Consider the following 22,857-nt stretch of genomic DNA (forward strand, 5'->3'; position numbering starts at 1 on the left):
GCCGTCTCAAATTTTGAGGCGGCTTTTTTTGTGTATTTCCATCTTGATTTTCTAGTCGATTGATAGCCAAACGTAAGCTAACATTTAATTTAAAAATGGTAAATGGAATTTTGGTTGATAAAGCATTAGGCTCAAAAGAATTTTAAGGATTGCTATTAGATAGGATTGGGTGAAAGTCTGTGTTAACAACGCTGGAACTTTCCTTTATCACTTTTTAATTAAAAAGGATATCGCTAGAAATTAATTAAGCAGGAAGCGAGATAAAAATGGTGGTTCCTTGCTCCAATATCGAGTCGACTTTAATGCTGCCCTGCAGTTTGGCTACCAGGCTACTTACTGCATCTAAGCCAAAGCCATTTCCTTTTCGGTTAAAGCGATCATATCCTTGGGCCGTGAAGCCTTCTCGGAAGATATTTTGCAGGTTCTCTGGTGAAATTCCTCTGCCATTATCTTTCACAGATAATACATATTGATCATCCTCTAAACAACAAGATACCTGGATTTGTGGTTTATTTTTATCGTTATAGCGAATGGCATTGCTCAATAAGTTGAGCATAATTTGTTCCATCGCAATTTTAGAAGTTTTGATACTTACACTTTCAGGCATAGTAATCTCGAAATCTTGGGGCACATTCAACATCGGAATTAAATTTTCCAGCAGGTAACGAAAATCAACATGTTCTTGCCTAGCTAACAAGGTTGATGGTGCTTTCGAATAATCAAGCATGTCATCAACATAGGTCACCAAATTCCTGGCGGAGCGCAAGGCAATTTGAATCAGTCTCACTGCTTTTTCATCGCCCTGTGTATCGAATTTCTTCCTTAAAGATTCTGCAGATAAAATAATGCTGGATAAGGGATTCTTAATGTCGTGAGCTACCCGCTGTGCAAACTTTTCTATAAAAAGATTTGCTTCACTCAAAGCTGAGTTGGCCAGCTCCAACTCTTTAACCTTCCTTCTTAATTCTAACTGGTGCTGCGCCTGTTTGGCAAGAATTTTTAGCGCAGCAATCTGACTGTCAGTTAAGCCTTTTTCCTGATGGTCGATCACACACAAGGTTCCCAAAGCAAAACCCTCGGGATTAATCAGTGGTACGCCAGCATAAAAAATAATTTCCGGATGTCCGGTAACCAAAGGATTTTGCGCAAAGCGGGCATCCGTCAATGCATTATTAACGATCATGATATCGCCATTGCCAGCAATAGAATGAGAACAAAATGCAACTTCTCTCGAAGTTTGAGTGAGTTCTGTTCCAAAGTTCGATTTAAACCACTGTGTCTTGTCATCCAAAATGGTAACCAAAGCAATTGGCGTTTGACAAATTTCGGCGGCCAGCTTTGTTAAATCATCGAAATCTTGTTCCTGGCCACTTCCTAAAATGTTATAAGATCCTAGAGCATTTAATCTCTCAGGCTCGTTGTTTGGTAAAGGATAAATGGTCATATATTGCTTTATAATTTTCAGCGCCTAAAGGTAAACTAAATAAAGCAGCATTTGTTTGAGTTGCTGCTAATTTGACTTCCAAGATATAGTGAATATGTATTGCTGATCCATTTCGATTGTAGGTGTTGAACAGATTGTTTAATCCTTTCACAATTTTCCACTTAATAACTTGGAGATGATTAGGCGTGAGTATAATTTCAAATACTTCAGCATTGATCAATTATCAGCTTTATCCTCAAATTCAGCCTGTTTATTTTACATATTGTTTTAAAAATACCTGGGGATTATAAAAGCGATCATTTAGTTGTGTATTATTAAACGTAAGCCAGCTTGCGCAACCGTAATCATCAAACTTTATGCGTATTTCTAAATGAAGATGATGGTAGTCTCCACCATACTTTTTGCTTTCGTCTTTTGTAAATAACCGAGCTAATTTGGTCTTTTGATCCACTTGCTGCCCATTGCTTACATAAACTTCTTTTAAATGTTTATAGCTTGTAAAGATGGTTTTTCCATCTTTCAAAGTATGTCTAACCACCACCGTTTTTTGGTTTTCACCTAAATGAACGGAACAAACTACGCCATTGGCCATGGCATAAACCGGAATTAATTTTGTTGTAGGTTTTACCGGATTAATATCAATAGCAGTATGAATATGGCCTTTATAATAACTATCTCGATGATCGCCGAAAATGCTAATAACCTTGATGTTGCTAATCTTTTTACGATCGCTTACATCAAACGGTAAGAACCAGTTTTCAGCATTTTTTTGAGGTTTGGTATCGGAGTAATAAGGCTTCCATCTATCTCTGTCTTTTTCAATAGTTGGTGTTTCGAATATTGAAAACGTGAAAATGAATAAAAGTAATAATTTCATCTGTTTTATAATTTTATAACAAGATAATACTAAACGGCTAAATATATGCGTATGATAAGTGGTTTCATTTATTTGAGGTCTTTTTGAGCTCAATTACGGTGATCTCCGGCCAGATTCCAATTCTACCTGAAAAACCTAAAAAGCCAAAGCCCCTGTTCACATTTAGATATCGTCCGTTTTCAAATTTTATGCCTCCCCAATGTTTATAACGATATTTAACCGGGCTCCATTTAATGCCAAACGCTTCAATACCGAATTGCATCCCGTGGGTATGGCCAGCTAATGCCAGCTGAATTTTTGATGGATTATTTTTTACCTGTGCCTCCCAATGCGATGGATCATGAGAAAGCAGCACCTTAAAATCGTTCACATGTGTGCCAGCCAAAGCCTTAGCTAAATCGCCACGTTCCCCAAATCCAAGTCCCCAGTTTTCGATACCCGCAAGAATAATTTTCTCCCCATTTTTGGTTAACTCTACATGTGCATCCAATAGTAGTTTAAATCCAAGTTCGGCATGATAGCTTTTTAATTGCTGTAAATTGTTAATCTTATCCGCTTCTGATGGCCATTTGATATAATCTCCATAATCATGATTGCCCAAAACAGAAAACTGGCCGAATGGCGCTTTTATTTGTGAAAAATGGCCAATGTAGGGTACGATCTCCGAAGCAGCATTATTTACTAAATCGCCGGTGAAAACAAACAGGTCACTTTTTTGCGCATTAATCAAGTCGATGCCTTTTTGTACCTGCTTGGGTTTAGTAAAGCTTCCCGCATGAATGTCGGAAATTTGCGTAATGGTGAACCCGTCAAAATTGTCCGGTAAATCATCGAAATAAAGGCTGTGTTTGATCACCCTGTAGGCATATTTGCCTCTCGTAATCCCAAAAATGAACAATAGAACGGTAAGGCAGAACATTACAAAGGCAAAATCTACCCAATAAATGCTTCGCCCCAACACCTGAAATCCATCTGGTTGAAAGTTTGAGGATATCGAAAGAACCAACCGAAATAAATCTCCAACGAGTAGAAAAAAAGCAAAAACTACTTCCGCGGTAAACACAATTAAAAATGCATGCGTAATAATTTGGAAAAATTTACCCATTCCATTTGTCCGCATTTGTGTAATCGCGAAAAACAGGGCAACTGTTAATCCAATAATGAATACCCAAAAAAATGGAGCAAGTAAGGAAGATTCGTTGAGCGTGCCAAAGCCCGAAAGCACATAAGAATTAAGCGCAAAAAATAGAACAATTACGGCAAGTATAGGTAAGAAATTAATCTTTCGTTTCATAAAAAAAATGAAGTATGGATGTAAAAATAGATTTTAAACGTGGCCTTTGCTACTTAAGTTTCAAACTGGAACTATTTTTACGGTTGTTTGATTAAATGCGTTCTTCAATTTTGGTCCACTTGATCATGACCATGCGGAGATCATCTAAAGTGAAAGGTTTTGCTAAGAAATCTTTCATGCCAGCCGCTAAGCATTTTTTAATATCCTCTTGCATGGCATTGGCACTACAGCCAATAATTATTGGTGGGACGATATGATTATTTTCGTTATGCCTTAATATTTTTATAGATACCAAAACCAGCTACATGGCATTTGCATGTCCATATTTGCATATTTCATAATTGTACTTAATTTATTAGCTTTGTAAGATATATGCTATCAAAAAAGACTAAATACGCCATTAAGGCACTCGTTGCGCTTGGCAAAAATGTAGAAAAACCACCTATGCAAATCTCAAAGATTGCTGAGGAGGAGCATATTCCTAAAAAATTCTTAGAACAAATTCTGTTAGATTTGCGTAACGCCGGCTTCTTATACAGTAAGAAAGGTGCTGGTGGTGGCTACAGTTTAAACAAAAAGCCCGAAGAAATTCTGTTGGTGCAGGTAATGCGTGTTACTGATGGCCCAATTGCTATGGTTCCTTGTGCCAGCTTAAATTTTTATCACAAATGTGATGAATGTGTTGACGAAAAAACTTGTGGTATTCGAAGTGCATTTATCGATGTAAGAGATGCAACGCTTAAGGTGCTCAGTGAAACCAGCATTGCTGATGTAATTGGTAGGGAAGATACGTTGAAGTTGGGGATCGATAGTATTTAACCGTTACGTTTCGTATATTTTTTTCTTTATTAGTAGGTATCATTAAGATTTCTTCGCTCATCGTCTTCCTGCCTCAGGCAAGAAATCACGGCCGGAATTGCTTATTGTGTATTTTGCTTGTTCGCCATTGCGAGGAACGAAGCAATCCTACAACGTTTGCTTTTCATATCATCACATTGTGAAAACGCCCTTACAGTGTAGTCGATTTTTTCTCAATCAATTCTCATTTTCCTCGGTATGAATTGCGGCTAACTTTTCTTCTGATATTCACAACAAAAACTTTTTTGAGAAAAATTACTACTATTCCTATATACTTTATATATTTGACAGATGAACTTCAATTTTATATCTATCAAAATTTGTAATAAATCGATGCAATATTGTTTTAAAACGCAGTAGGGGAAGGTATTTGGATAATTTATAGGTATAAAATATTTGATGCTTCTCAGTTATAAGAGAGGCATTTTTTGAATAAAGCTAACAACACAATATGCAAAGTTTCAGAACAGAACTCGAAAATCCGATTGTCGAGCAAGACATTATCGATTTAGAGAATAAGATTAAAGCTTTTCGAGATGGAACCATTCACGATGAGAAATTTAGAAGTTTACGTTTAGCCCGTGGTGTTTACGGACAAAGACAGCCTGGGGTACAAATGATCAGGATTAAACTCCCATTTGGTAAGGTTACTTTTAAGCAGTTGTTGCGTATTGCGGATATCGCCGATGAATATGGGAGTGGCAATTTACACTTAACCACCCGTCAGGATATTCAATTGCATTATGTGAGTTTGGATAGAACGCCGGAACTTTGGGCAAAGCTCGAGCAAGATGACATTACGCTTCGTGAGGCTTGCGGAAATACCGTTCGTAACGTAACGGCATCACCAAATGCTGGAATTGATAAAGACGAACCTTTTGATGTTTCGCCTTATGCGTATGCAGTTTTCAAGTATTTTTTGCGCAATCCAATTTGCCAGGAGATGGGCAGAAAGATTAAAATTTCTTTTTCCTCCAGCGATAAGGATACGGCTTTTAGTTATATTCATGATTTAGGTTTTATCCCAAAAATTGACGAAAATGGCGAGCGTGGCTTTAAGGTGCTGTTTGCTGGTGGCCTTGGTGCACAACCGTTTTTAGCTAGTCCAATTCATGAGTTTTTGCCCGAAGATCAGCTTATTCCGTTTACAGAATCGGTTTTGCGTGTTTTTGATCGTTACGGGGAACGCACAAACAGAAATAAAGCCCGTTTAAAGTATTTAGTTCAGAAGTTGGGCTTAGAAGAAGTTATACGTCTTGTTGCTGAAGAGCGAATCGCGAACAAAGTAAAAACTTTTAAAATCGATAGAGATGTCGTTCAACAACCAGCGTTACCATTAGAACAAGAATATCCGGCGGTTGAAATTCTTAACGAAACGCATTATAAACACTGGTCGGCAACTAACGTCGTTCCGCAAAAGCAAGATGGTTTTTATGCCGTTTATGTGAAAGTGCAGGTTGGCGATATCAAGACTGAGAAAGCCCGTGCTTTTGTTGATGCCATTAAGCCTTATGTCGCTGATGAAATCCGCATCACTCAAAATCAGGGTTTGCTTCTGAAATTTGTTCGCGAAAATGCCTTGCCATCATTATATTCAGCATTAAATAAAATTGGTTTCACAACAGCTGGTTTTGATAGTCTGGCGGATATTACCACTTGTCCAGGCACCGACACTTGTAATTTGGGTATCTCTAATTCCATGACGTTAGCAGAGGTTTTGGAAGACGTGATTTACACCGATTTTCCTGAATTTATTTACGAGAAAAACATCAATATCAAAATCAGTGGCTGTATGAACTCTTGCGGACAGCATGGGTTAGCAGAAATTGGTTTTCACGGAAGTTCGGTAAAAGCCGAGGGGAAAGTGGTTCCAGCGGTACAGGTAATGCTTGGCGGCGGAACAGTTGGAAACGGTGTTGGGCGTGTGGCAGAACGTGTTATTAAAGTGCCATCGAAAAGAGCGACCAGCGTTTTGCATTTCATTTTAAATGATTTTAAAGCAAATAACGAAGAGAACGAAAATTTCCACCAATATTATGATAGAAAAGGAAAAGACCACTTCTATCAACTTTTAAAACCATTGGCAGATTTAACCAATCTTCAGCAAGAAGAATTTGTGGATTGGGGCCACGTAGAGCAATTTGTAACTGCCATTGGTGTTGGCGAATGTGCTGGCGTAGTAATTGATTTAGTAGCCACTCTACTTTTAGAGGCTGATGAAAAATTTGGTTGGGCAAAGCAGAATTTAGAAAAAGGTGCCTACGCTGATGCGATCTATCATACCTACAGCACTTTTGTTAGCGCTGCAAAATCATTGCTTTTAAATAAAGGGGTAAACAGCAGCACCCAGGTTGGCGTCATCAGAGAATTTGATAATCACTACGTAGAAACCGGTGAATTTAATTTATCAAGCAACTTTTCAGATTTGGTTTTACAAATCAATAAAAACGAGCCGACAGCAGCGTTTGCCGAGCAATATTTTAATGAAGCTGATGCTTTTTTAAACCAGATTAAGGAAAAAAGAGCCGTAGCAATGAAATAAAAATGAAAGAATTAGAGAATAATAGAATGATTGAATATGCAATTAGCAAAATCGATAGTCAAAACATTCACTCATTCAAAACTCATTCATTCAAAATTTAAAATTATGAATAATCAACATAAAGAATCAAAAATTACCCTTTTAGGCGCTGGTCCGGGCGATCCGGATTTGTTAACCTTAAAAGGAGTTAAAGCTTTGCAGGCTGCAGATGTTGTTTTATACGATGCTTTAACCAATGAAGCCTTATTAGAACATGCGCCAGCTGATGCGATTAAAGTATACGTAGGGAAACGTTCTGGAGAGCATTCATATCCGCAGGAAACTATCAATAAACTGATGATTGATTACGCGTTAAATTACGGCCATGTGGTTCGGCTAAAAGGCGGCGACCCTTTCGTTTTTGGCAGAGGTTACGAGGAATTGGATTATGCAGCTTCTTACAGCATCCCTGTTGATGTTATTCCTGGCATCTCGAGTTCGATTGGAGTTCCGGGTTTGCAGCAAATTCCGGTAACACACCGCGGATTGAGCGAAAGTTTTTGGGTAATTACAGGAACAACTACTTCTGGAGAGGTTTCCAATGATATCTATCAGGCAGCAGAATCAAATGCGACAGTTTTGGTATTAATGGGCTTGAAAAAACTAGCTAAAATTGTAGAAATTTTCAAAGCAGCAGGCAGGCAACACTTGCCGGCAGCAGTGGTTCAAAACGGATCATTTGAAGATGAAAAACTAGTTGTTGGAAGAGTGGAAACCATCGAAAGCTTAGTGCAGCAGGAAAATATTAAGGCGCCTGCACTTTTAATTTTTGGTGAGGTAGTTTCTTTACATCCTTCATTTAAAAACTTAGTAAAACAATATGCAAGTATTGCCTAACCAACCTGATAATGCATTGCCTTTTTCTGATGATGAAAAAGGTAATCAGCTTTTTCCAGTTTTTATTAAACTAAATAAGCTATGTACATTATTAATTGGTGCGGGCAATATTGGGCTTGAGAAACTAACAGCAATTGTAAATAACAGTCGTCAGGCTAAAATTACCATTGTAGCCGAAATTGTTTCTCCTGAGGTTTATGCCCTTATCGCGGATTATCCACAAATCAAAGTGAAACAAAAAAGCTTTGATGTTTCTGATTTGGAAAATATCGACATCGTTTTCGCTGCAACAAACAATAATATTTTAAACGAAGAAATTAGGGTAGTAACACACGAAAAAGGCTTGCTTATTAATGTAGCTGATAAACCTGATTTATGTGATTTTTATCTGGGTTCAATCGTTCAAAAAGGCGATTTAAAAATTGCGATTTCTACAAACGGCAAATCACCAACTATTGCCAAACGTTTAAAGCAAATATTGAACGAGGGAATTCCGGCAGAGCTGGATGAAACCTTACAAAATATGAGTGCTCTGCGGCAAACACTTAACGGCGATTTTTCGTCGAAAGTGAAGAAGCTGAATAAGGTTACACAAAGTTTAATCAACCCACGAAAAAGCTTTGCAGAGCGCAATATTAAGTGGTTGATCTGGACTGCTGCAATTTTATTAATTGGTTCTATCGGGTTAACGCTTTGGAATACCGAACCTGAATTTCAGACTTTCCTGCTGAATATTGATCCATTATTTTATTGGTTCTTAGGCGCAGGCTTTGTATTCGCTTTAATTGATGGTGCTATCGGAATGTCTTATGGGGTTACTACGGCTTCATTTTCTTTGGCCATGGGTTTACCGCCGGCATCAGCGAGTATGGCCATTCATATCTCTGAGGTGATGAGTAATGGAATTGCCGGATGGATGCACTACCGCATGGGAAATGTAAACTGGAAGTTGTTCAAAATATTGATCGTTCCTGCAGTGATTGGTGCAGTTTTAGGCGCATACATTTTATCGTCATTAGAGCATTATAGTGCTTATGTTAAACCTGTAGTGGCCGTTTACACCTTATTTTTAGGTGGTGTAATTTTGATGAAAGCGTTCAATATAAAACGAAAAAAAGCCGATCAAAAGATAAGAAAGATTGGGTTTTTAGGCTTTGTAGGTGGTTTTATCGATGCTGCTTTTGGTGGCGGATGGGGCTCTATAGTGCTTTCAAGTCTTATTGCCGGTGGCCGTCATCCCTTATTTTCATTAGGAACGGTAAAAATCAGCAGATTTTTTATCGCAACGCTAAGTTCTTTAACTTTTTTTACGATGTTAGGGGGCAAACACTGGGAAGCCGTTTTAGGATTGATTATTGGCAGCGCAATCGCATCGCCAATAGCGGCAAGAGTCTCAAACAAAATTTCAGCGAAAACGATCATGGTAGCAGTTGGTATCATCGTAATGATCGTAAGTTTGCGTAGTGTGATCTTGTTTATTTTAAAATTAATTTAGTGATGGGAGTAGAGGAATTAAAGGCGGAACTTACAGGCTTAAGTACAATTGAGAAATTGCGGTATTTGGCCAATAAATATGCAGATCGAATTATTTTTTCAACCAGTTTTGGTTGGGAAGACCAAGCCATTACGCATTTAATTTTTGCCGATGATATTCCTATAAAAGTGTTCACACTGGAAACGGGTCGTTTGTTTCCAGAAACCTATTATGTTTGGAACCGTACTTTAGAAGCTTACAACAAACCCATTCACGCTTATTATCCTAAAAATGAACTTTTGCAGGATATGGTAAATACAAAAGGGCCAAACAGTTTTTACGAATCAGTAGGAAATAGAAAAGAATGCTGTTACATCCGTAAAATTGAACCACTGAAAAGAGCATTAACAGGAAACGAAATTTGGGTAACCGGGATTAGGGCTGAGCAGAGCGCTAACCGTGAAGATATGCACGATTTAGAATGGGATGAAGGTAATCAATTGATCAAATTCCACCCCATTTTTGACTGGACATTGGAAGATGTAAAAACTTTTATTAAAGAAAATAATATCATTTACAATACTTTACACGATAAAGGTTTTCCGAGCATTGGCTGTGCCCCTTGTACAAGAGCAGTACAACCTGGTGAAGATTTTAGAGCCGGAAGATGGTGGTGGGAAGACCAAAGTAAAAAGGAATGTGGCTTGCATGCTACGGAAGCTGTGGAGCTTGAGGGTAAAAAGGTTGAAGGTAGAAGGTTCGAGGGTGATTAAGACTATTGCAAAATCTCACCCTATGAAAGAAACTGCTCGTAAGCACTTCAGCACATCCTCTCCCTGAGGAGAGGGAGTTAACGGCCAAGGGATAAATCGTGATGATTTAACGCAAGCACTTTGTTTCATCTCTTCAAGGAGAGGGAGAGCACAAAATAAGCCAAAGCCCCAACATTGATAGGATGAGGTTATAGAAATAGAAATGTATGGAACTATGTAATTCAACTTTAAAACATTCCAACAAATAACAACAACAACAACAAAAGAATATAACATTTTAAAAGAGATTAGACTGTTGAAAATCTCAGTCACTTATTCTCTCATTCAAAATTCAAACATTTACAAATGAGTACATATAATTTTGATTACTTAGATGAACTAGAGGCCGAGGCGATTCATATTTTACGTGAAGTTGCTGGGCAATTTGAGAAACCGGCATTATTATTTTCTGGTGGTAAAGACTCGATTACTTTGGTTCGCTTGGCAGAAAAGGCTTTTCGCCCTGGGAAATTTCCATTCCCTTTAGTGCACATTGATACGGGACATAACTTTCAGGAAACGATCGACTATCGTGATCAGATGATTGAAAGGATTGGTGAAAGGTTAATTGTTGGTTCTGTTCAGGAATCAATCGACCAGGGAAAAGTAGTAGAACAAAAAGGTAAAAATGCCAGCAGAAATGCTTTGCAAACCGTAACCTTGTTAGATACCATTGCAAAATACGAATTTGATGCCTGCATCGGCGGGGCTCGGAGAGATGAGGAAAAAGCCAGGGCCAAAGAACGTATCTTTTCTGTTCGCGATGAATTCGGTCAGTGGGATCCAAAACGCCAACGCCCAGAACTATGGAATATATACAATGGTAAAATCCATAAAGGCGAAAATGTGCGTGTATTCCCAATCAGTAACTGGACCGAACTTGATGTTTGGAACTACATTCGAAGAGAAAACATCGAACTGCCAAGCATTTATTTCTCCCATGAGCGTGAAGTAATCACCAGAAATGGGCAATTGATGGCCGCTTCTCCGTTTTTAAATATGGATGATGAAGATATCGTTTTTCGTAAACAAGTACGCTTCCGCACCGTTGGCGATATGTCTTGCACCGCTGCGGTAGAATCTGAAGCAATTTTGATTGATGATATTATCACTGAAATCAGTGCTTCAAAAATCTCCGAACGTGGCGCCCGTATGGATGATAAAGTTTCGGAAGCCGCAATGGAGGATAGGAAAAAAGGAGGGTATTTTTAAAAGATTTGAGTATTGCGATGTGAGACTTGAGAACCTTGCATCTGAAATCTGAAATGATATAAAATTAATAAAGTTAGAAGATTGGTTATTTCTCATATCTCAAATCTAACTTCTCATATCTAAAAACATGAACATATTAAAATTTTTTACAGCAGGCAGTGTAGATGATGGGAAAAGTACCCTAATCGGCCGTTTGTTATACGATACAGATTCTATTTTAGCTGATCAGTTGGAAGCCTTACAAAGCTCTAACCGAAAAAATGACGATGGAACAATAGATTTAGCCATTTTAACCGATGGTTTAAGGGCAGAACGTGAGCAGGGAATTACCATTGATGTAGCTTACAAATATTTTCAAACCGATAAACGCAAATTTATCATCGCTGATACGCCTGGCCATATTCAATACACTAGAAACATGGTTACGGGTGCTTCAACAGCAAACCTTGCCATCATTCTAATCGATGCCAGAAACGGTGTGGTTGAACAAACCATCCGCCATTCTTACCTGGTTTCTCTATTGGGTATCAAACACATTGTTGTTTGTATAAACAAAATGGATATGGTTGATTATAGTCAGGAAGTTTATAATTCAATTATAGAGAAATACAAAGTATTAGCACAGCAACTGAAATTAGTTGATGTGAACTATATTCCGGTTAGTGCCCTGAAAGGAGATAACATCGTTCAGAATTCTGAGCGGATGGATTGGTACGAAGGCGAAAGCTTGCTGCATTTTCTTGAAAAGGTAGATACCGATAGCCTGGAGAAATCAACTTTAGCTCGTATGCCTGTACAATGGGTTATCCGTCCGCAAACGGAAGCGCTCCACGACTACCGCGGTTACGCCGGGCGTGTGCTGAGCGGAACTTTTAACCTAAATGATAAGGTTACCGTTTTACCGTCAGGAGCGAGTTCTGTTGTCGAAAAAATTGAATTTTTTGATCAAACCCCAGATGCTGCGCATGCTGGTCAGTCGGTTATTATCCATTTAAAAGATGATGTAGATATTAGTCGTGGAGATACCATTGTGAATGCATCAGCTTTGCCACAAGAATCGAAATTAATTGAGGCAGACTTATGCTGGATGGATGGACGGGCATTAGATACATCAATCACATATTTAATTCAGCATAACAGCAAACTAACAAAGTGTAAAATCAGCGAAATTTTGCATAAGGTAGATATTAACACGCTAGAAAAACATTCCGCAGAAGAATTCAAATTGAATGATATTGGTAGAGTAATTGTTAAAACAGCTGATGCCTTAGCTTTCGATTTATATGATGATAACCGAGCAAATGGTTCAGCTATTTTAGTAGATAGCAGAACGAATTTAACAGTTGGCGCTTTAATGTTTAGAGCGGCTGTTGAGTAAATACAATGGAAATGGGGGATGTTTTTGGCAAAACTACGGAGAACCATAACCAAATATCATAATGGAAACTCTTAATTAGAGGAAAGCAATTTCAGCGGGGCATCGGTTACGACAGCCCCGTTTTTCGTTCCAATTTTTTGTAAACTTTCGTCGTGCTGAGGTACGAGGCCTCTGTTCCATAGGTCGCAGATGCTTCGTGCCTCAGCATGACAGCTTTATTTAAGGTTGCTGCTACAAAAAAGATTTTCACTTCAACCGGGTTTATTTCCGTCCGGTCGAATCCTGATGTGGAAGTTTATCTTCAGAGCATCATCAAAATTTTTATTTTTTTTATCTTCGCTTATCCCTCAAACAAACATTCACAAGAAACTAAAGACTAAATTATGCATGCCGGAAGAAAGTATACCTTTTTCGAATTTATTTTATGGACTCGTAGAGATCTATATCGATTAACGATTCTTGCTGTAATTCCAACAATTCTTTATCACTTTTGTGGCTTTACCTTTCTTTCTATTTCGTGGGTTCCGGTTGCGCTTTTGGGTACAGCCGTATCATTTATCATTGGTTTTAAGAATAACGCCAGTTATTCGAGATTATGGGAAGCACGACAAATTTATGGCGGCATTATTAATATCAGCAGGGCATTTGGTGTGATGATCCGCGATTTTTTAGAATCAAAAGATAAAAGTATTGAAGTTAAAGTGATTTTTTACCGCCACTTTGCTTGGCTAACAGCATTGCGTTTTCAACTTAGAGAACCACGGGCATGGGAAAATATGGATGATCCCCGAAATGTTGAATACTCCAGAAATTACCATATAGCAGAAAAAATAGACAAACTTGAAGAAGTTTTAGCTAAATATCTTTCAGCTGATGAATTAAGTTACGTTTTAACAAAGAAAAATAAGGCGACACAATTGATGGCGCTACAATCAAGCCACATTAATAGGTTATTTGCAAGTGGAAATATATCCGATCTTCAATTGCAATCTTTGCAAAATGCAATCACTGTTTTTTACGATAATCAAGGCAAAGCCGAAAGAATCAAAAACTTTCCGTACCCGAGGCATTTCTCGTCCATTGCAACCATTATGCTTAATCTTTTCGTGTTTTTAGTTCCTTATGGTTTGCTTAACGACTTTAATAAACTGGGTAATGGTACCTTGATTGAAGGTTATTCAATTTGGTTAAATATTCCGTTTGCTATTTTGTTAACCTGGGTTTTTAATTCTTTAGATGTTGTGGGAGAAAGCTCCTCCAATCCGTTTGAAGGTAATGCAAATGATGTTCCGATCACGAATATCTCCAGAACAATCGAAATTGATATGCGGGATATGCTTGACGAAACCGACCTGCCGCCTGCTATTACACCAGAACATAATATTTTGATGTAAGTTTTTTAGAAGATTAAAATAAAATCAAGTTTTTATTTGCATTTAGTAAGTATACTTATTATAATTGCACTTATAATTTAATCTTAAAAATCATGCTACAGAAAACATTTTCATTAACAACAAAAGAAATCAACAAAGAGCAAATTTGGAAACTTATGTCAGATGTAAACAATTGGAAAAATTGGGATACATCGGTAGAAAATTCAGAGCTTAAAGGTAAGTTTGAAACCGGCTCGGGTTTCTTATTTAAACCAAAAGGTGGTCCAAATGTTAATATTAAGCTTATCGATGTAAAACCATACACCTATTTTAAAGACGAAACCAATTTTCCATTAGCTAAAATGAATGGCGAACATTGGTATGAAGAAACTGCTGAAGGCTTAAAAATTACCATAACGATGACGATGACCGGGGCTTTATCCTTTTTATGGAACAGGATAGTGATGAAAGGAATAGTAGCGCAATTAGAAGACGACATTACAAACCAAATTAAAAATGCTTCAAAAAATTAAATGGAAAATAAAGCAAGATATTGGATTACAGCTACTTGTAAAGATCATGTGAAAAGAGGTATTGAGGGTGGTTTTATGCAGGCTAATCTAGGTAAATTACCAGCCTTAAAAAGATTAAAACCGAATGATTGGATAATCTTTTATTCTTTGAAACAATTTATGGAAAGTGATGAAAAATGCCGGGCTTTTACAGCAATTGGAAGCGTTACAGAAGATGAACCTTATCAAGTTGAGATTTCAGAGAATTTCAAACCTTATCGAAAAAATATAAATTTCATCAATTGCAACGAAGTTTCGATATTGCCATTGATTTCCGAACTTCAATTTATAGAGAATAAGAAATCGTGGGGCTACCCATTTCGGTTTGGCTTTTTTGAAATTAAGCAATTCGATTTCGAACTAATTACTAACAAAATGTTAAAGAAATAATGCCTGATAAAAGTTTTAGTGTAAAAAATGCCGATGATAGTTCAGGCTTTTTGCTTTGGCAAGTAACTGCAATATGGCAAAGAGGCATAAAAAAAGCGTTAGATGTGCATAATTTAACGCATTCTCAATTTGTTTTGTTGGCTAGTTTATTATGGTTGTCCAATCAAAAAGGAGATATTACCCAAATTGATTTATCATCGCATAGCAAAATAGATCCAATGACAACTTCAACAGTTTTAAGAACCTTGCAAACAAAAGGCTTAATCGCTCGCAAAGAACATAGTGCTGATACGAGGGCAAAAGTTATTCAACTAACCGATGCGGGAATTTCTATAACTAAACTTGCGCTCAAAACAGTTGAAACTTTCGATAAAGATTTCTTTTCGGTGATAAAAAATAAACGGAACGACTTTAACGAAATTGTTGTTCAGCTAATAAAGGAAAATAAGTAAACTTCAAATTTTGCCTTATGGAAATAGCAAAAACATTTCATCGTATTCCTATATTTAATAAATCAATTTAACCCTTAAAATTCAGAAGATGAAGAACAAAATTTTTTACCTTGTCATTGCTCTATTTCCATTTGTTTACGCTTGTAACTCATCAGATAAAAAAGCTGAAACCGCAAAGAAAGATTCGCTAATAAGTGAAACCTGTTATGCTTCGGCGTTTGAAAAAGACAGCGCTGCTATGATTGTAAAAACAATGGCATCGGGTAAAGTTACGGGTTCATTGTTAATTAAGTATGGCGATAAACCTCAGAACAACGGGAAGATAGACGGCAAATTCAACGGTGATACTTTGTTAGTTGATTATCGTTTTAACACTGGCGCAGATACTACAAAAGCATTTACAAATCCCTTGGCTTTTTTAAAGAAGGATGGGAAATTAATCATGGGGGTTGCTCAAATTGAAACCACTTTAGGCCGGTCGTATTTTGTTAAGGGCAAACCTATTAATTACGATGCGGGTAAGTTTACTTTTGCTGAAGTGCCTTGTAAATAAATTATAATAGAAGTAAAATCACTTGCTCGTCCTTGCGAGTCATGAAGCAATCTTATTCTAGTCTTAGCGTCCCGCTAAGACTTTTTTTATTTTCACTTTCAACCATTGTCGTCATTTCGAGCGAAGCCGAGAAATCTTTGAATTGCAATGATGCCGCAACTTGTAGAAAATTTTTTTTCTTCAGATTGTTAACCTACTGGAGGCAATGCTAATCGGTTGCAGATTCTTCGTTGCACTCAGAATGACAAAGCTTAAAACAGTTTTCACTACGAGGGCCTAAGCAATCTTTAACTATCGTGCCTCTCAATGACGAAACGCGGTGATATAAATTATTTTAAAATAAATTACTACAATTTCTATAGACTTTGTATATTTGATTAATTAATAAAAATAATCACGAGCTAAAATTCCTGACATGATTTTAAGTAAAGTAGAAAAAGCGAACATTGAACCAAAAATTACGCTGATAGGTGCTGGTCCTGGCGACCCTGATTTATTTAGTTTAAAAGGTGTTAAAGCATTGAAAACAGCTGATGTTGTTTTATATGATGCAAATGTGAACGAAGCTTTACTGTGTTATGCGCCAGAGGGAATTCCTAAAGTATACGTTGGTAAAAGAACCGACGATGAAGATTTCTCTCAAGAGGCAGTGAACAAACTGATCATCGATTATGCACTAAACTATGGTCATGTGGTTCGGTTGAAAAGCGGCGATCCGTTTTTCTTTGCTAAAGGTTACGAGGAAATCGATGCTGCAGAATCATATAGCATTCCTACTGAAATCATCCCAGGTATTTCGAGTGCCACTGGTGCGCCAAGTTTGCAGAAAATTCCGATGATTTACAAAGACTTAAGTGAAAGCTTTTGGGCAGTAACTGGAACAAACTCAAAGGGAGAAATCTCTGAAGATTTATACATTGCAGCGAAAACAAAGGCTACGATTGTAGTTTTGAACGGAATTGAAAAAGTAGAAGAGATTGCTTCCATTTTTCAAGGTGAAAACAAAGGTTTGCTTCCTGTGGCTGTAATCCAGAATGGCTCTACGGTGCATGAAAAAATTGCCGTAGGCATAGTGGATACTATTGCGGAAGTTGTTCAGGATAAAAAGATTACTGCGCCAGCTTTATTGATTTTCGGTGATGTGGTTTCCTTACACCCGCAGTTTCAACCGATTAGAGATTTTTACGAAATCATTGCTGAAGAATATTAAGGGTAATTGATTTATATATTTGTTTTGTTGTTAAAAGCCGCTGGCGAAATCTAGCGGTTTTTTGTTTTAAGGAACGCCCGCTGATTTCGCAGCAGTTAAATTTGATGCGGTGATGCACCTTGGTAGATACAGCCTTTCGTTCAATAAGCCTGATTGAAATGGAGATCCTTTTTGTTGCGACTTCGGTAGGCTAAGGATGACAGCAACAAAAAGATTGTAATGAAAAGCAGGGCTGCACCAGGCCAAAAGTGATGAACTTTCACTTTCAAAAAATGATCATTCAATTAAGGAATATCTAATTTCAATCTGCGATAATCTTCTAAATCTCAGGTAAAGTCTATTGCCGAAAATTAATATTGAATTATTTTCAAATCAGAAAACAATTGCTAACTTAACGAAGTTATCTACACCAAATATTTAATGGAAATTATACATATCAGTGCCGAGTGTTACCCTGTTGCTAAAGTTGGAGGTTTAGCAGATGTTGTTGGGGCCTTACCGAAATACCAAAATAAAATTGGCCACATTGCCAAGGTGGTTGTTCCTGCATACGAAACAAAGTTTGTAAGGGAAAGCGAATTTGAAGTGGCTTACGATGCCTGGTCTAACTATGGCAATCATCATTTTTCTTATCGCGTTTTAAAAGAAAAAACCAATAAACTCGGTTTTGATCTATATATCATTCATATTCAGGGATTAACCGATAGACCAAGCGTTTATGGTTATGATGATGATACCGAGCGTTTTATCGCCTTTCAAATTGCAACATTAGATTGGATGGCGCAATGGGAACATCGCCCGGATATCATTCACTGCCACGATCACCATACCGGATTGATTCCTTTTATGGTTTCGAATTGCTTAAAATATAGTTCACTCAATCAAGTACCTACCGTTTTAACGATACATAATGCACAATACCAGGGGCAATTCGGCTGGGAAAAATTGTACTATTTACCAGCTTTCGATTTATGGAAAGGCGGATTGTTGGGCTGGGAAGATGCCATAAACCCCTTAGCATCGGCCATTAAATGTGCCTGGAGAGTTACTACCGTTTCGCCAAGTTATTTGGATGAAATGATGGACAACGCCAGAGGCTTGGAAAGTTTGTTGCGCCAGGAACGATGGAAATCTGTTGGTATTTTAAATGGCATTGATACCGAGGTTTGGAATCCGGAAACTGACCCCATGCTATCAAAAAGTTACAGTTTAAAAACGGTTGAAGCGGGAAAAGCAGCAAACAAAAAGGCGCTCTGCGATGTTTTTCAATTAGATGCATCTAAGCCCTTGTTTACCTTTATCGGAAGATTGGTTGATGAAAAAGGTGCAGATTTATTGCCTGATATTTTTTACACTGCATTGCAGCAACACCGCGAAAATATTAATGTGTTGGTTTTAGGTTCAGGTGATAATTGGGTTGAAGGGAGGTTAAACCAATTGAAAGATGTATTTGGCGGCAAGTATAATGCTTACATTGGATACAACGAACAGGTATCGCATGAAATGTATGCCGGAGCAGATTTTCTTTTGATGCCATCCAGGGTCGAGCCTTGTGGTTTAAATCAATTGTATGCTTTGAGATATGGAACGGTTCCAATAGTGAGGAGAGTAGGAGGGTTGAAAGATACGGTGATAGATATTGGTGATGGTGGTTTTGGCCTTTGCCATGACCAAACCAGCGTTTGGGATGTTACCCATGCAATTGATAGGGCAGTGGGCTTTTATAATGATAAAAAAACTTTTAAGGCTGTACGTAAAACCATGATGAAAATTGATCATTCTTGGGATAGGGCAGCGCTGAACTATATAGAATTATACCAAATACTTAAATAAGCTTAAACATGACTGACAAAGTTTTAGGCGTTATCCTTGGCGGTGGCCAGGGATCTAGATTATCGCCACTCACACAGACACGCTCAAAACCTGCAGTTCCAATTGCAGGGAAATATAGGTTGGTAGACATTCCTATTTCTAATTGCCTTAATTCTGGCATCCACCGTATGTTTGTGCTTACCCAGTTTAATTCGGCATCTTTAAATAAACACATTAAGAACACCTATCACTTTAGCCATTTTAGTACGGCCTTTGTTGATATTCTTGCAGCGGAACAAACGGTACAGAATGCTGGTTGGTTCCAGGGAACGGCTGATGCGGTACGTCAATGTATGCATCACATCGTTTCTCATGAATTCGATTATATTTTGATTTTATCTGGCGACCAATTGTATCAGATGGATTTCAAAGATATGATTGAGAAGCACATTGAAGCACAGGCTGAAATTACTATTGCCACCATTCCGGTAACAGCAAAAGATGCAACAGATTTTGGTATTTTGAAGGCGGATGAAGAGAACATGATTACTTCCTTTACTGAAAAGCCTAAAACAGGTTTGGAAGCTTGGGTATCTGATACTGGTCCGGAAATGCAGGGAGAAGGACGTAACTTTTTGGCTTCGATGGGTATTTATGTTTTCAATCGTGATTATTTAATCAATATTTTAAACGAGAACGAAGATGAAAAAGATTTTGGTAAAGAAATTTTGCCAAGAGCGATAAATGAAAGTCGTGTATTGAGTTATCAGTACGAGGGTTACTGGACAGATATCGGTAATATTTCCTCGTTCTTTGAAGCTAATTTAGGTTTAACTGACGAAATTCCTAAGTTCAACATGTTTGATAGTAATCATACTATTTTCACAAGAGCCAGGATGTTGCCTCCTTCAAAAATTTCGGGCACAACACTAGAAAAAGCCATTATTGCTGAAGGTTGCATTGTTCAGGCCAGTAGAATTGAACACGCTGTTTTAGGAATAAGGGCACGTATTGGCAAAGATACCGTAGTTACCAATACTTATGTAATGGGTAGCGATAGGTATCAAACCCTTGAAGAGATACAGTCTGAAACTGAAAAAGGAAATTCTTTAATCGGCATTGGCGACAGATGTTACATCAATAACGCGATCATTGATAAAAATTGCAGAATTGGCAATGATGTTAAGATTAATGGAGGTCCTCATTTAGAGGATGGTGATTTCGAATTATATGCAGTGAAGGACGGAATTGTAGTAGTAAAGAAAGGTGCTGTTTTACCTAGTGGAACAGTAATCTAAAATAATCAATATAATTAAATGAGCCAGTTTGAAATCGTTCGAACTGGCTTTTTTGTTGCCAGCCTACATGAATCTTAAAACTAAGGAAGTGCTGTATCTACACCTTCCTGAGAATTTTAATGTTTATTTATTAAAATAATTACTTCAAAATTTTTTGAACAGATTGGTTCAAAGCAGCAACCTTTGTCTCCATCTTTTCAAGGAGAGTGATTGGAGTAACTAGCCCAACTATTTTCTTTGATAGGATGAGGTTCTTTAAAGTTAACGTTCACCCTTTCGTTGCCGATTACAGCCCTGCTTTACGTTTCAATATTTTTTAACTTCTGTCATTCCGAGGCACGAGGAATCTGTTTCATCGGTTGTAGATTCTTCGTTCCTCAGAATGACAGCATATTAAAGGCTGCTGCAGCAAAAAATATTTATAATCAATCAGGCTTCTTTAACAAAGGCTTGTTTCTTGCTTCACGTTAATTCTCCTTAAAATCATCATTTCCTCCAACATTTTTGGCAAAAGCTTGTTAATCAATAAACACAAAATGAGCGTATGGCTGAACAACATCTTTATCAAACTGGAATTATAGGGAACTGTGCTTTTTTGGCGCATGTAAATAAAAATACAGACATATCGTGGCTATGCTGGCCTCGGTTTGATAGTCCGTTTGTATTTGGAAGTTTATTAGATAAAAATCAAGGAGGCGAATTTTCGATTTTACCGCAAGGTGAATTCACTTCATCGCAATATTATATTGAAAATACCAATGTTTTAAGAACCGAAATTACCGCTGAGGATGGAAAATATCGAATCACCGATTTCGCCCCAAGATTTCATCTGTATGAGAGATATTTTAAGCCATTAATGTTCATCCGGAAAATCGAACCCCTGCAAGGGAATCCGAGGGTGACCATTAAATGTGAACCCGTTTGCGATTATGGCAAGAACAAAATGCGGGCGAGCAGGGGCAGTAACCATATTGATTATCACGGTTGCGACGAAAATATCCGCTTAAGTACTAATGTTTCCTTAACTTATATTTTGGATCAGAAAGCTTTCGTATTAAACGAGCCGAAATATCTCATAATGACTTATGGCGAAAACCTGGAGGCGCCCATTGTAAGTACTGCTGAAAATTTCCTTCGTGAAACCGTTTCCTATTGGAGACTTTGGATTAAACATTCATCTATTGCAGGCTTTTACCAACCCTTTGTCATTCGATCGGCTTTGGTTTTAAAAATCCATCAATATGAAGATACTGGGGCAATTATAGCGGCAAGTACCACAAGTTTACCAGAATCGCCAGGTAGCACCCGGAATTGGGATTACCGATATTGCTGGTTGCGAGATTCGCATTATGTACTTACATCACTGAACCATATTGGTCATTTTGAAGAAATGGAGAAGTATTTTAATTACTTATCTGATATTTCTCACGCCGAAGATGAACGTTACCAGCCCTTGTACGGAATTGCCGGCGAAAGGCAAATCACTGAGCATACCTTAGATCATTTGGAAGGCTATAAAGGCGAGCAGCCCATCCGGATTGGAAACCAGGCTTACGAACACATTCAAAATGACATTTATGGCCAGGTTTTAATATCGATGTTGCCGCTTTATACTGATCATCGTTTTGTATTTTCAGAACGCAGCGATTCGGTAAAATGGATCGAAAGTGTACTGTCAAAGATTGAAAGAACAATCGATGAAAAGGATGCCGGTATATGGGAATTCAGGAATATTGCAAACGTACATTGTTATAGTAATTTGTTTCAGTGGGCTGGTGCACAGGCAGCATTAAAAATGGCGAAAACCATTGGAAATGCTGATTTCGAAAATCGGGCACAGGTATTAATTAATAAGGCTGCAGCACATATTGAGGCCTGTTATGATCCAATTAGAAAGGTTTATACAAATGCAGTTGGCAGTCCGCATTTGGATGCGAGTACATTGCAACTGATTATGATGGGTTATTTAGATCCCGCTTCTGATCGTGCAAAAGATCATTTAATCGCTTTAGAAAATGAGCTGAAAACCGAAGATGGTTTATTTTACCGCTATCTACATGCAGATGATTTTGGAAAACCAAAGACAACATTTTTAATCTGTGCGTTTTGGTACGTAGAGGCTTTGGCTTGTGTGGGTAGAACAGACGAAGCGATTAAGGAATTCGAAAATATTATTAAATATTGTAATCATTTGTTGTTATTCAGTGAAGATGTGGATGCAAAAACCGGTAGTCAGTGGGGGAATTTTCCTCAGGCTTACAGCCACGTTGGTTTAATGAATGCGGCTTATCGCATTGCAATTAAGTTAGATAGACCGATATTTTTGTAGCGGTTATAATATTTCCGCAGATTAAAAAGATTTTCGCTGATTTTTTGCGGTAATCATTTTGATCTGCGGGACTTTTATTTGCAAGTTGTCACATTGAGCTT

The 22,857-nt window shown here is 37.7% G+C and carries 19 protein-coding genes; 16 read left to right on the plus strand and 3 right to left on the minus strand.

Features of this window, described 5'->3' with window-relative positions:
* Positions 1–244: 244 nt before the first annotated feature.
* The 3 genes from ASE92_RS08490 to ASE92_RS08505 form a co-directional block, all read right to left on the minus strand.
* Entirely contained in the window at positions 245–1,444 is a 1,200-nt protein-coding gene (locus ASE92_RS08490) for a GAF domain-containing sensor histidine kinase (RefSeq protein ID WP_056849674.1), read from the minus strand.
* 250 nt (positions 1,445–1,694) lie between these two features.
* On the minus strand, positions 1,695–2,321 hold the full coding sequence (locus ASE92_RS08500; protein ID WP_056849676.1) for a M23 family metallopeptidase: 627 nt from the start codon (positions 2,319–2,321) through the stop codon (positions 1,695–1,697).
* 64 nt (positions 2,322–2,385) lie between these two features.
* Positions 2,386–3,615 (minus strand): metallophosphoesterase, encoded by a 1,230-nt coding sequence (locus ASE92_RS08505; protein ID WP_056849677.1) that lies wholly within the window; start codon positions 3,613–3,615, stop codon positions 2,386–2,388.
* A gap of 372 nt (positions 3,616–3,987) precedes the next feature.
* Between ASE92_RS08505 and ASE92_RS08510 the strand changes: the two genes are divergently transcribed.
* The 16 genes from ASE92_RS08510 (at position 3,988) to ASE92_RS08585 (ending at position 22,756) form a co-directional block, all read left to right on the plus strand.
* Positions 3,988–4,434 (plus strand): Rrf2 family transcriptional regulator, encoded by a 447-nt coding sequence (locus tag ASE92_RS08510; protein ID WP_056849678.1) that lies wholly within the window; start codon positions 3,988–3,990, stop codon positions 4,432–4,434.
* 490 nt (positions 4,435–4,924) lie between these two features.
* A complete protein-coding gene (locus tag ASE92_RS08515; protein ID WP_056849679.1) occupies positions 4,925–7,015 on the plus strand; it encodes a HEPN domain-containing protein in 2,091 nt (696 codons plus the stop codon).
* Positions 7,016–7,120: 105 nt separating this feature from the next.
* A complete protein-coding gene (gene cobA, locus ASE92_RS08520; protein WP_056849680.1) occupies positions 7,121–7,891 on the plus strand; it encodes a uroporphyrinogen-III C-methyltransferase in 771 nt (256 codons plus the stop codon).
* Positions 7,875–9,386: a TSUP family transporter gene (locus ASE92_RS08525; protein ID WP_056849681.1), complete on the plus strand. Its 1,512-nt coding sequence runs from the start codon at positions 7,875–7,877 to the stop codon at positions 9,384–9,386. The genes cobA (ASE92_RS08520) and ASE92_RS08525 overlap by 17 nt, the downstream gene beginning before the upstream one ends.
* Before the next feature lie 2 nt (positions 9,387–9,388).
* Positions 9,389–10,138, plus strand: coding sequence for a phosphoadenylyl-sulfate reductase (locus ASE92_RS08530; protein WP_056849682.1), 750 nt, complete (start codon positions 9,389–9,391; stop codon positions 10,136–10,138).
* 345 nt (positions 10,139–10,483) lie between these two features.
* Complete coding sequence (gene cysD, locus ASE92_RS08535) at positions 10,484–11,389, plus strand: sulfate adenylyltransferase subunit CysD (protein ID WP_056849683.1); 906 nt, start codon at positions 10,484–10,486, stop codon at positions 11,387–11,389.
* A gap of 127 nt (positions 11,390–11,516) precedes the next feature.
* Positions 11,517–12,767, plus strand: a complete 1,251-nt coding sequence (locus ASE92_RS08540) for a sulfate adenylyltransferase subunit 1 (RefSeq protein WP_056849684.1) — start codon at positions 11,517–11,519, stop codon at positions 12,765–12,767.
* Positions 12,768–13,150: 383 nt separating this feature from the next.
* Complete coding sequence (locus tag ASE92_RS08545; RefSeq protein ID WP_056849685.1) at positions 13,151–14,161, plus strand: bestrophin family protein; 1,011 nt, start codon at positions 13,151–13,153, stop codon at positions 14,159–14,161.
* Between the two features lie 92 nt (positions 14,162–14,253).
* Positions 14,254–14,673: an SRPBCC family protein gene (locus ASE92_RS08550; protein WP_056849686.1), complete on the plus strand. Its 420-nt coding sequence runs from the start codon at positions 14,254–14,256 to the stop codon at positions 14,671–14,673.
* Complete coding sequence (locus tag ASE92_RS08555; RefSeq protein ID WP_056849687.1) at positions 14,674–15,102, plus strand: EVE domain-containing protein; 429 nt, start codon at positions 14,674–14,676, stop codon at positions 15,100–15,102.
* A complete protein-coding gene (locus ASE92_RS08560) occupies positions 15,102–15,554 on the plus strand; it encodes a MarR family winged helix-turn-helix transcriptional regulator (protein ID WP_056849688.1) in 453 nt (150 codons plus the stop codon). Before ASE92_RS08555 ends, ASE92_RS08560 begins: the two co-directional genes overlap by 1 nt.
* A gap of 88 nt (positions 15,555–15,642) precedes the next feature.
* Entirely contained in the window at positions 15,643–16,107 is a 465-nt protein-coding gene (locus ASE92_RS08565; protein ID WP_056849689.1) for a hypothetical protein, read from the plus strand.
* 415 nt (positions 16,108–16,522) lie between these two features.
* A complete protein-coding gene (cobA, locus tag ASE92_RS08570) occupies positions 16,523–17,317 on the plus strand; it encodes a uroporphyrinogen-III C-methyltransferase (RefSeq protein WP_056849690.1) in 795 nt (264 codons plus the stop codon).
* Between the two features lie 420 nt (positions 17,318–17,737).
* Entirely contained in the window at positions 17,738–19,150 is a 1,413-nt protein-coding gene (locus ASE92_RS08575; RefSeq protein WP_056849691.1) for a glycogen synthase, read from the plus strand.
* 8 nt (positions 19,151–19,158) lie between these two features.
* Complete coding sequence (locus tag ASE92_RS08580; protein ID WP_056849692.1) at positions 19,159–20,427, plus strand: glucose-1-phosphate adenylyltransferase; 1,269 nt, start codon at positions 19,159–19,161, stop codon at positions 20,425–20,427.
* A gap of 544 nt (positions 20,428–20,971) precedes the next feature.
* On the plus strand, positions 20,972–22,756 hold the full coding sequence (locus ASE92_RS08585; protein WP_056849693.1) for a glycoside hydrolase family 15 protein: 1,785 nt from the start codon (positions 20,972–20,974) through the stop codon (positions 22,754–22,756).
* The last annotated feature ends 101 nt before the right edge of the window (positions 22,757–22,857 follow it).

Source organism: Pedobacter sp. Leaf41 (assembly GCF_001422545.1).
In the GTDB taxonomy this organism is placed as follows: Bacteria; Bacteroidota; Bacteroidia; order Sphingobacteriales; family Sphingobacteriaceae; genus Pedobacter.

Coding starts and splice junctions, on each gene's coding strand:
- ASE92_RS08540 (WP_056849684.1), top strand. CDS start 11,517: ATGAACATATTAAAATTTTTTACAGCAGGCAGTGTAGATGATGGGAAA.
- cysD (WP_056849683.1), top strand. CDS start 10,484: ATGAGTACATATAATTTTGATTACTTAGATGAACTAGAGGCCGAGGCG.
- ASE92_RS08525 (WP_056849681.1), top strand. CDS start 7,875: ATGCAAGTATTGCCTAACCAACCTGATAATGCATTGCCTTTTTCTGAT.
- ASE92_RS08545 (WP_056849685.1), top strand. CDS start 13,151: ATGCATGCCGGAAGAAAGTATACCTTTTTCGAATTTATTTTATGGACT.
- ASE92_RS08560 (WP_056849688.1), top strand. CDS start 15,102: ATGCCTGATAAAAGTTTTAGTGTAAAAAATGCCGATGATAGTTCAGGC.
- ASE92_RS08490 (WP_056849674.1), bottom strand. CDS start 1,444: ATGACCATTTATCCTTTACCAAACAACGAGCCTGAGAGATTAAATGCT.
- ASE92_RS08555 (WP_056849687.1), top strand. CDS start 14,674: ATGGAAAATAAAGCAAGATATTGGATTACAGCTACTTGTAAAGATCAT.
- ASE92_RS08500 (WP_056849676.1), bottom strand. CDS start 2,321: ATGAAATTATTACTTTTATTCATTTTCACGTTTTCAATATTCGAAACA.
- ASE92_RS08510 (WP_056849678.1), top strand. CDS start 3,988: ATGCTATCAAAAAAGACTAAATACGCCATTAAGGCACTCGTTGCGCTT.
- ASE92_RS08565 (WP_056849689.1), top strand. CDS start 15,643: ATGAAGAACAAAATTTTTTACCTTGTCATTGCTCTATTTCCATTTGTT.
- ASE92_RS08530 (WP_056849682.1), top strand. CDS start 9,389: ATGGGAGTAGAGGAATTAAAGGCGGAACTTACAGGCTTAAGTACAATT.
- cobA (WP_056849680.1), top strand. CDS start 7,121: ATGAATAATCAACATAAAGAATCAAAAATTACCCTTTTAGGCGCTGGT.
- ASE92_RS08580 (WP_056849692.1), top strand. CDS start 19,159: ATGACTGACAAAGTTTTAGGCGTTATCCTTGGCGGTGGCCAGGGATCT.
- ASE92_RS08550 (WP_056849686.1), top strand. CDS start 14,254: ATGCTACAGAAAACATTTTCATTAACAACAAAAGAAATCAACAAAGAG.
- ASE92_RS08505 (WP_056849677.1), bottom strand. CDS start 3,615: ATGAAACGAAAGATTAATTTCTTACCTATACTTGCCGTAATTGTTCTA.
- ASE92_RS08515 (WP_056849679.1), top strand. CDS start 4,925: ATGCAAAGTTTCAGAACAGAACTCGAAAATCCGATTGTCGAGCAAGAC.
- ASE92_RS08585 (WP_056849693.1), top strand. CDS start 20,972: ATGGCTGAACAACATCTTTATCAAACTGGAATTATAGGGAACTGTGCT.
- cobA (WP_056849690.1), top strand. CDS start 16,523: ATGATTTTAAGTAAAGTAGAAAAAGCGAACATTGAACCAAAAATTACG.
- ASE92_RS08575 (WP_056849691.1), top strand. CDS start 17,738: ATGGAAATTATACATATCAGTGCCGAGTGTTACCCTGTTGCTAAAGTT.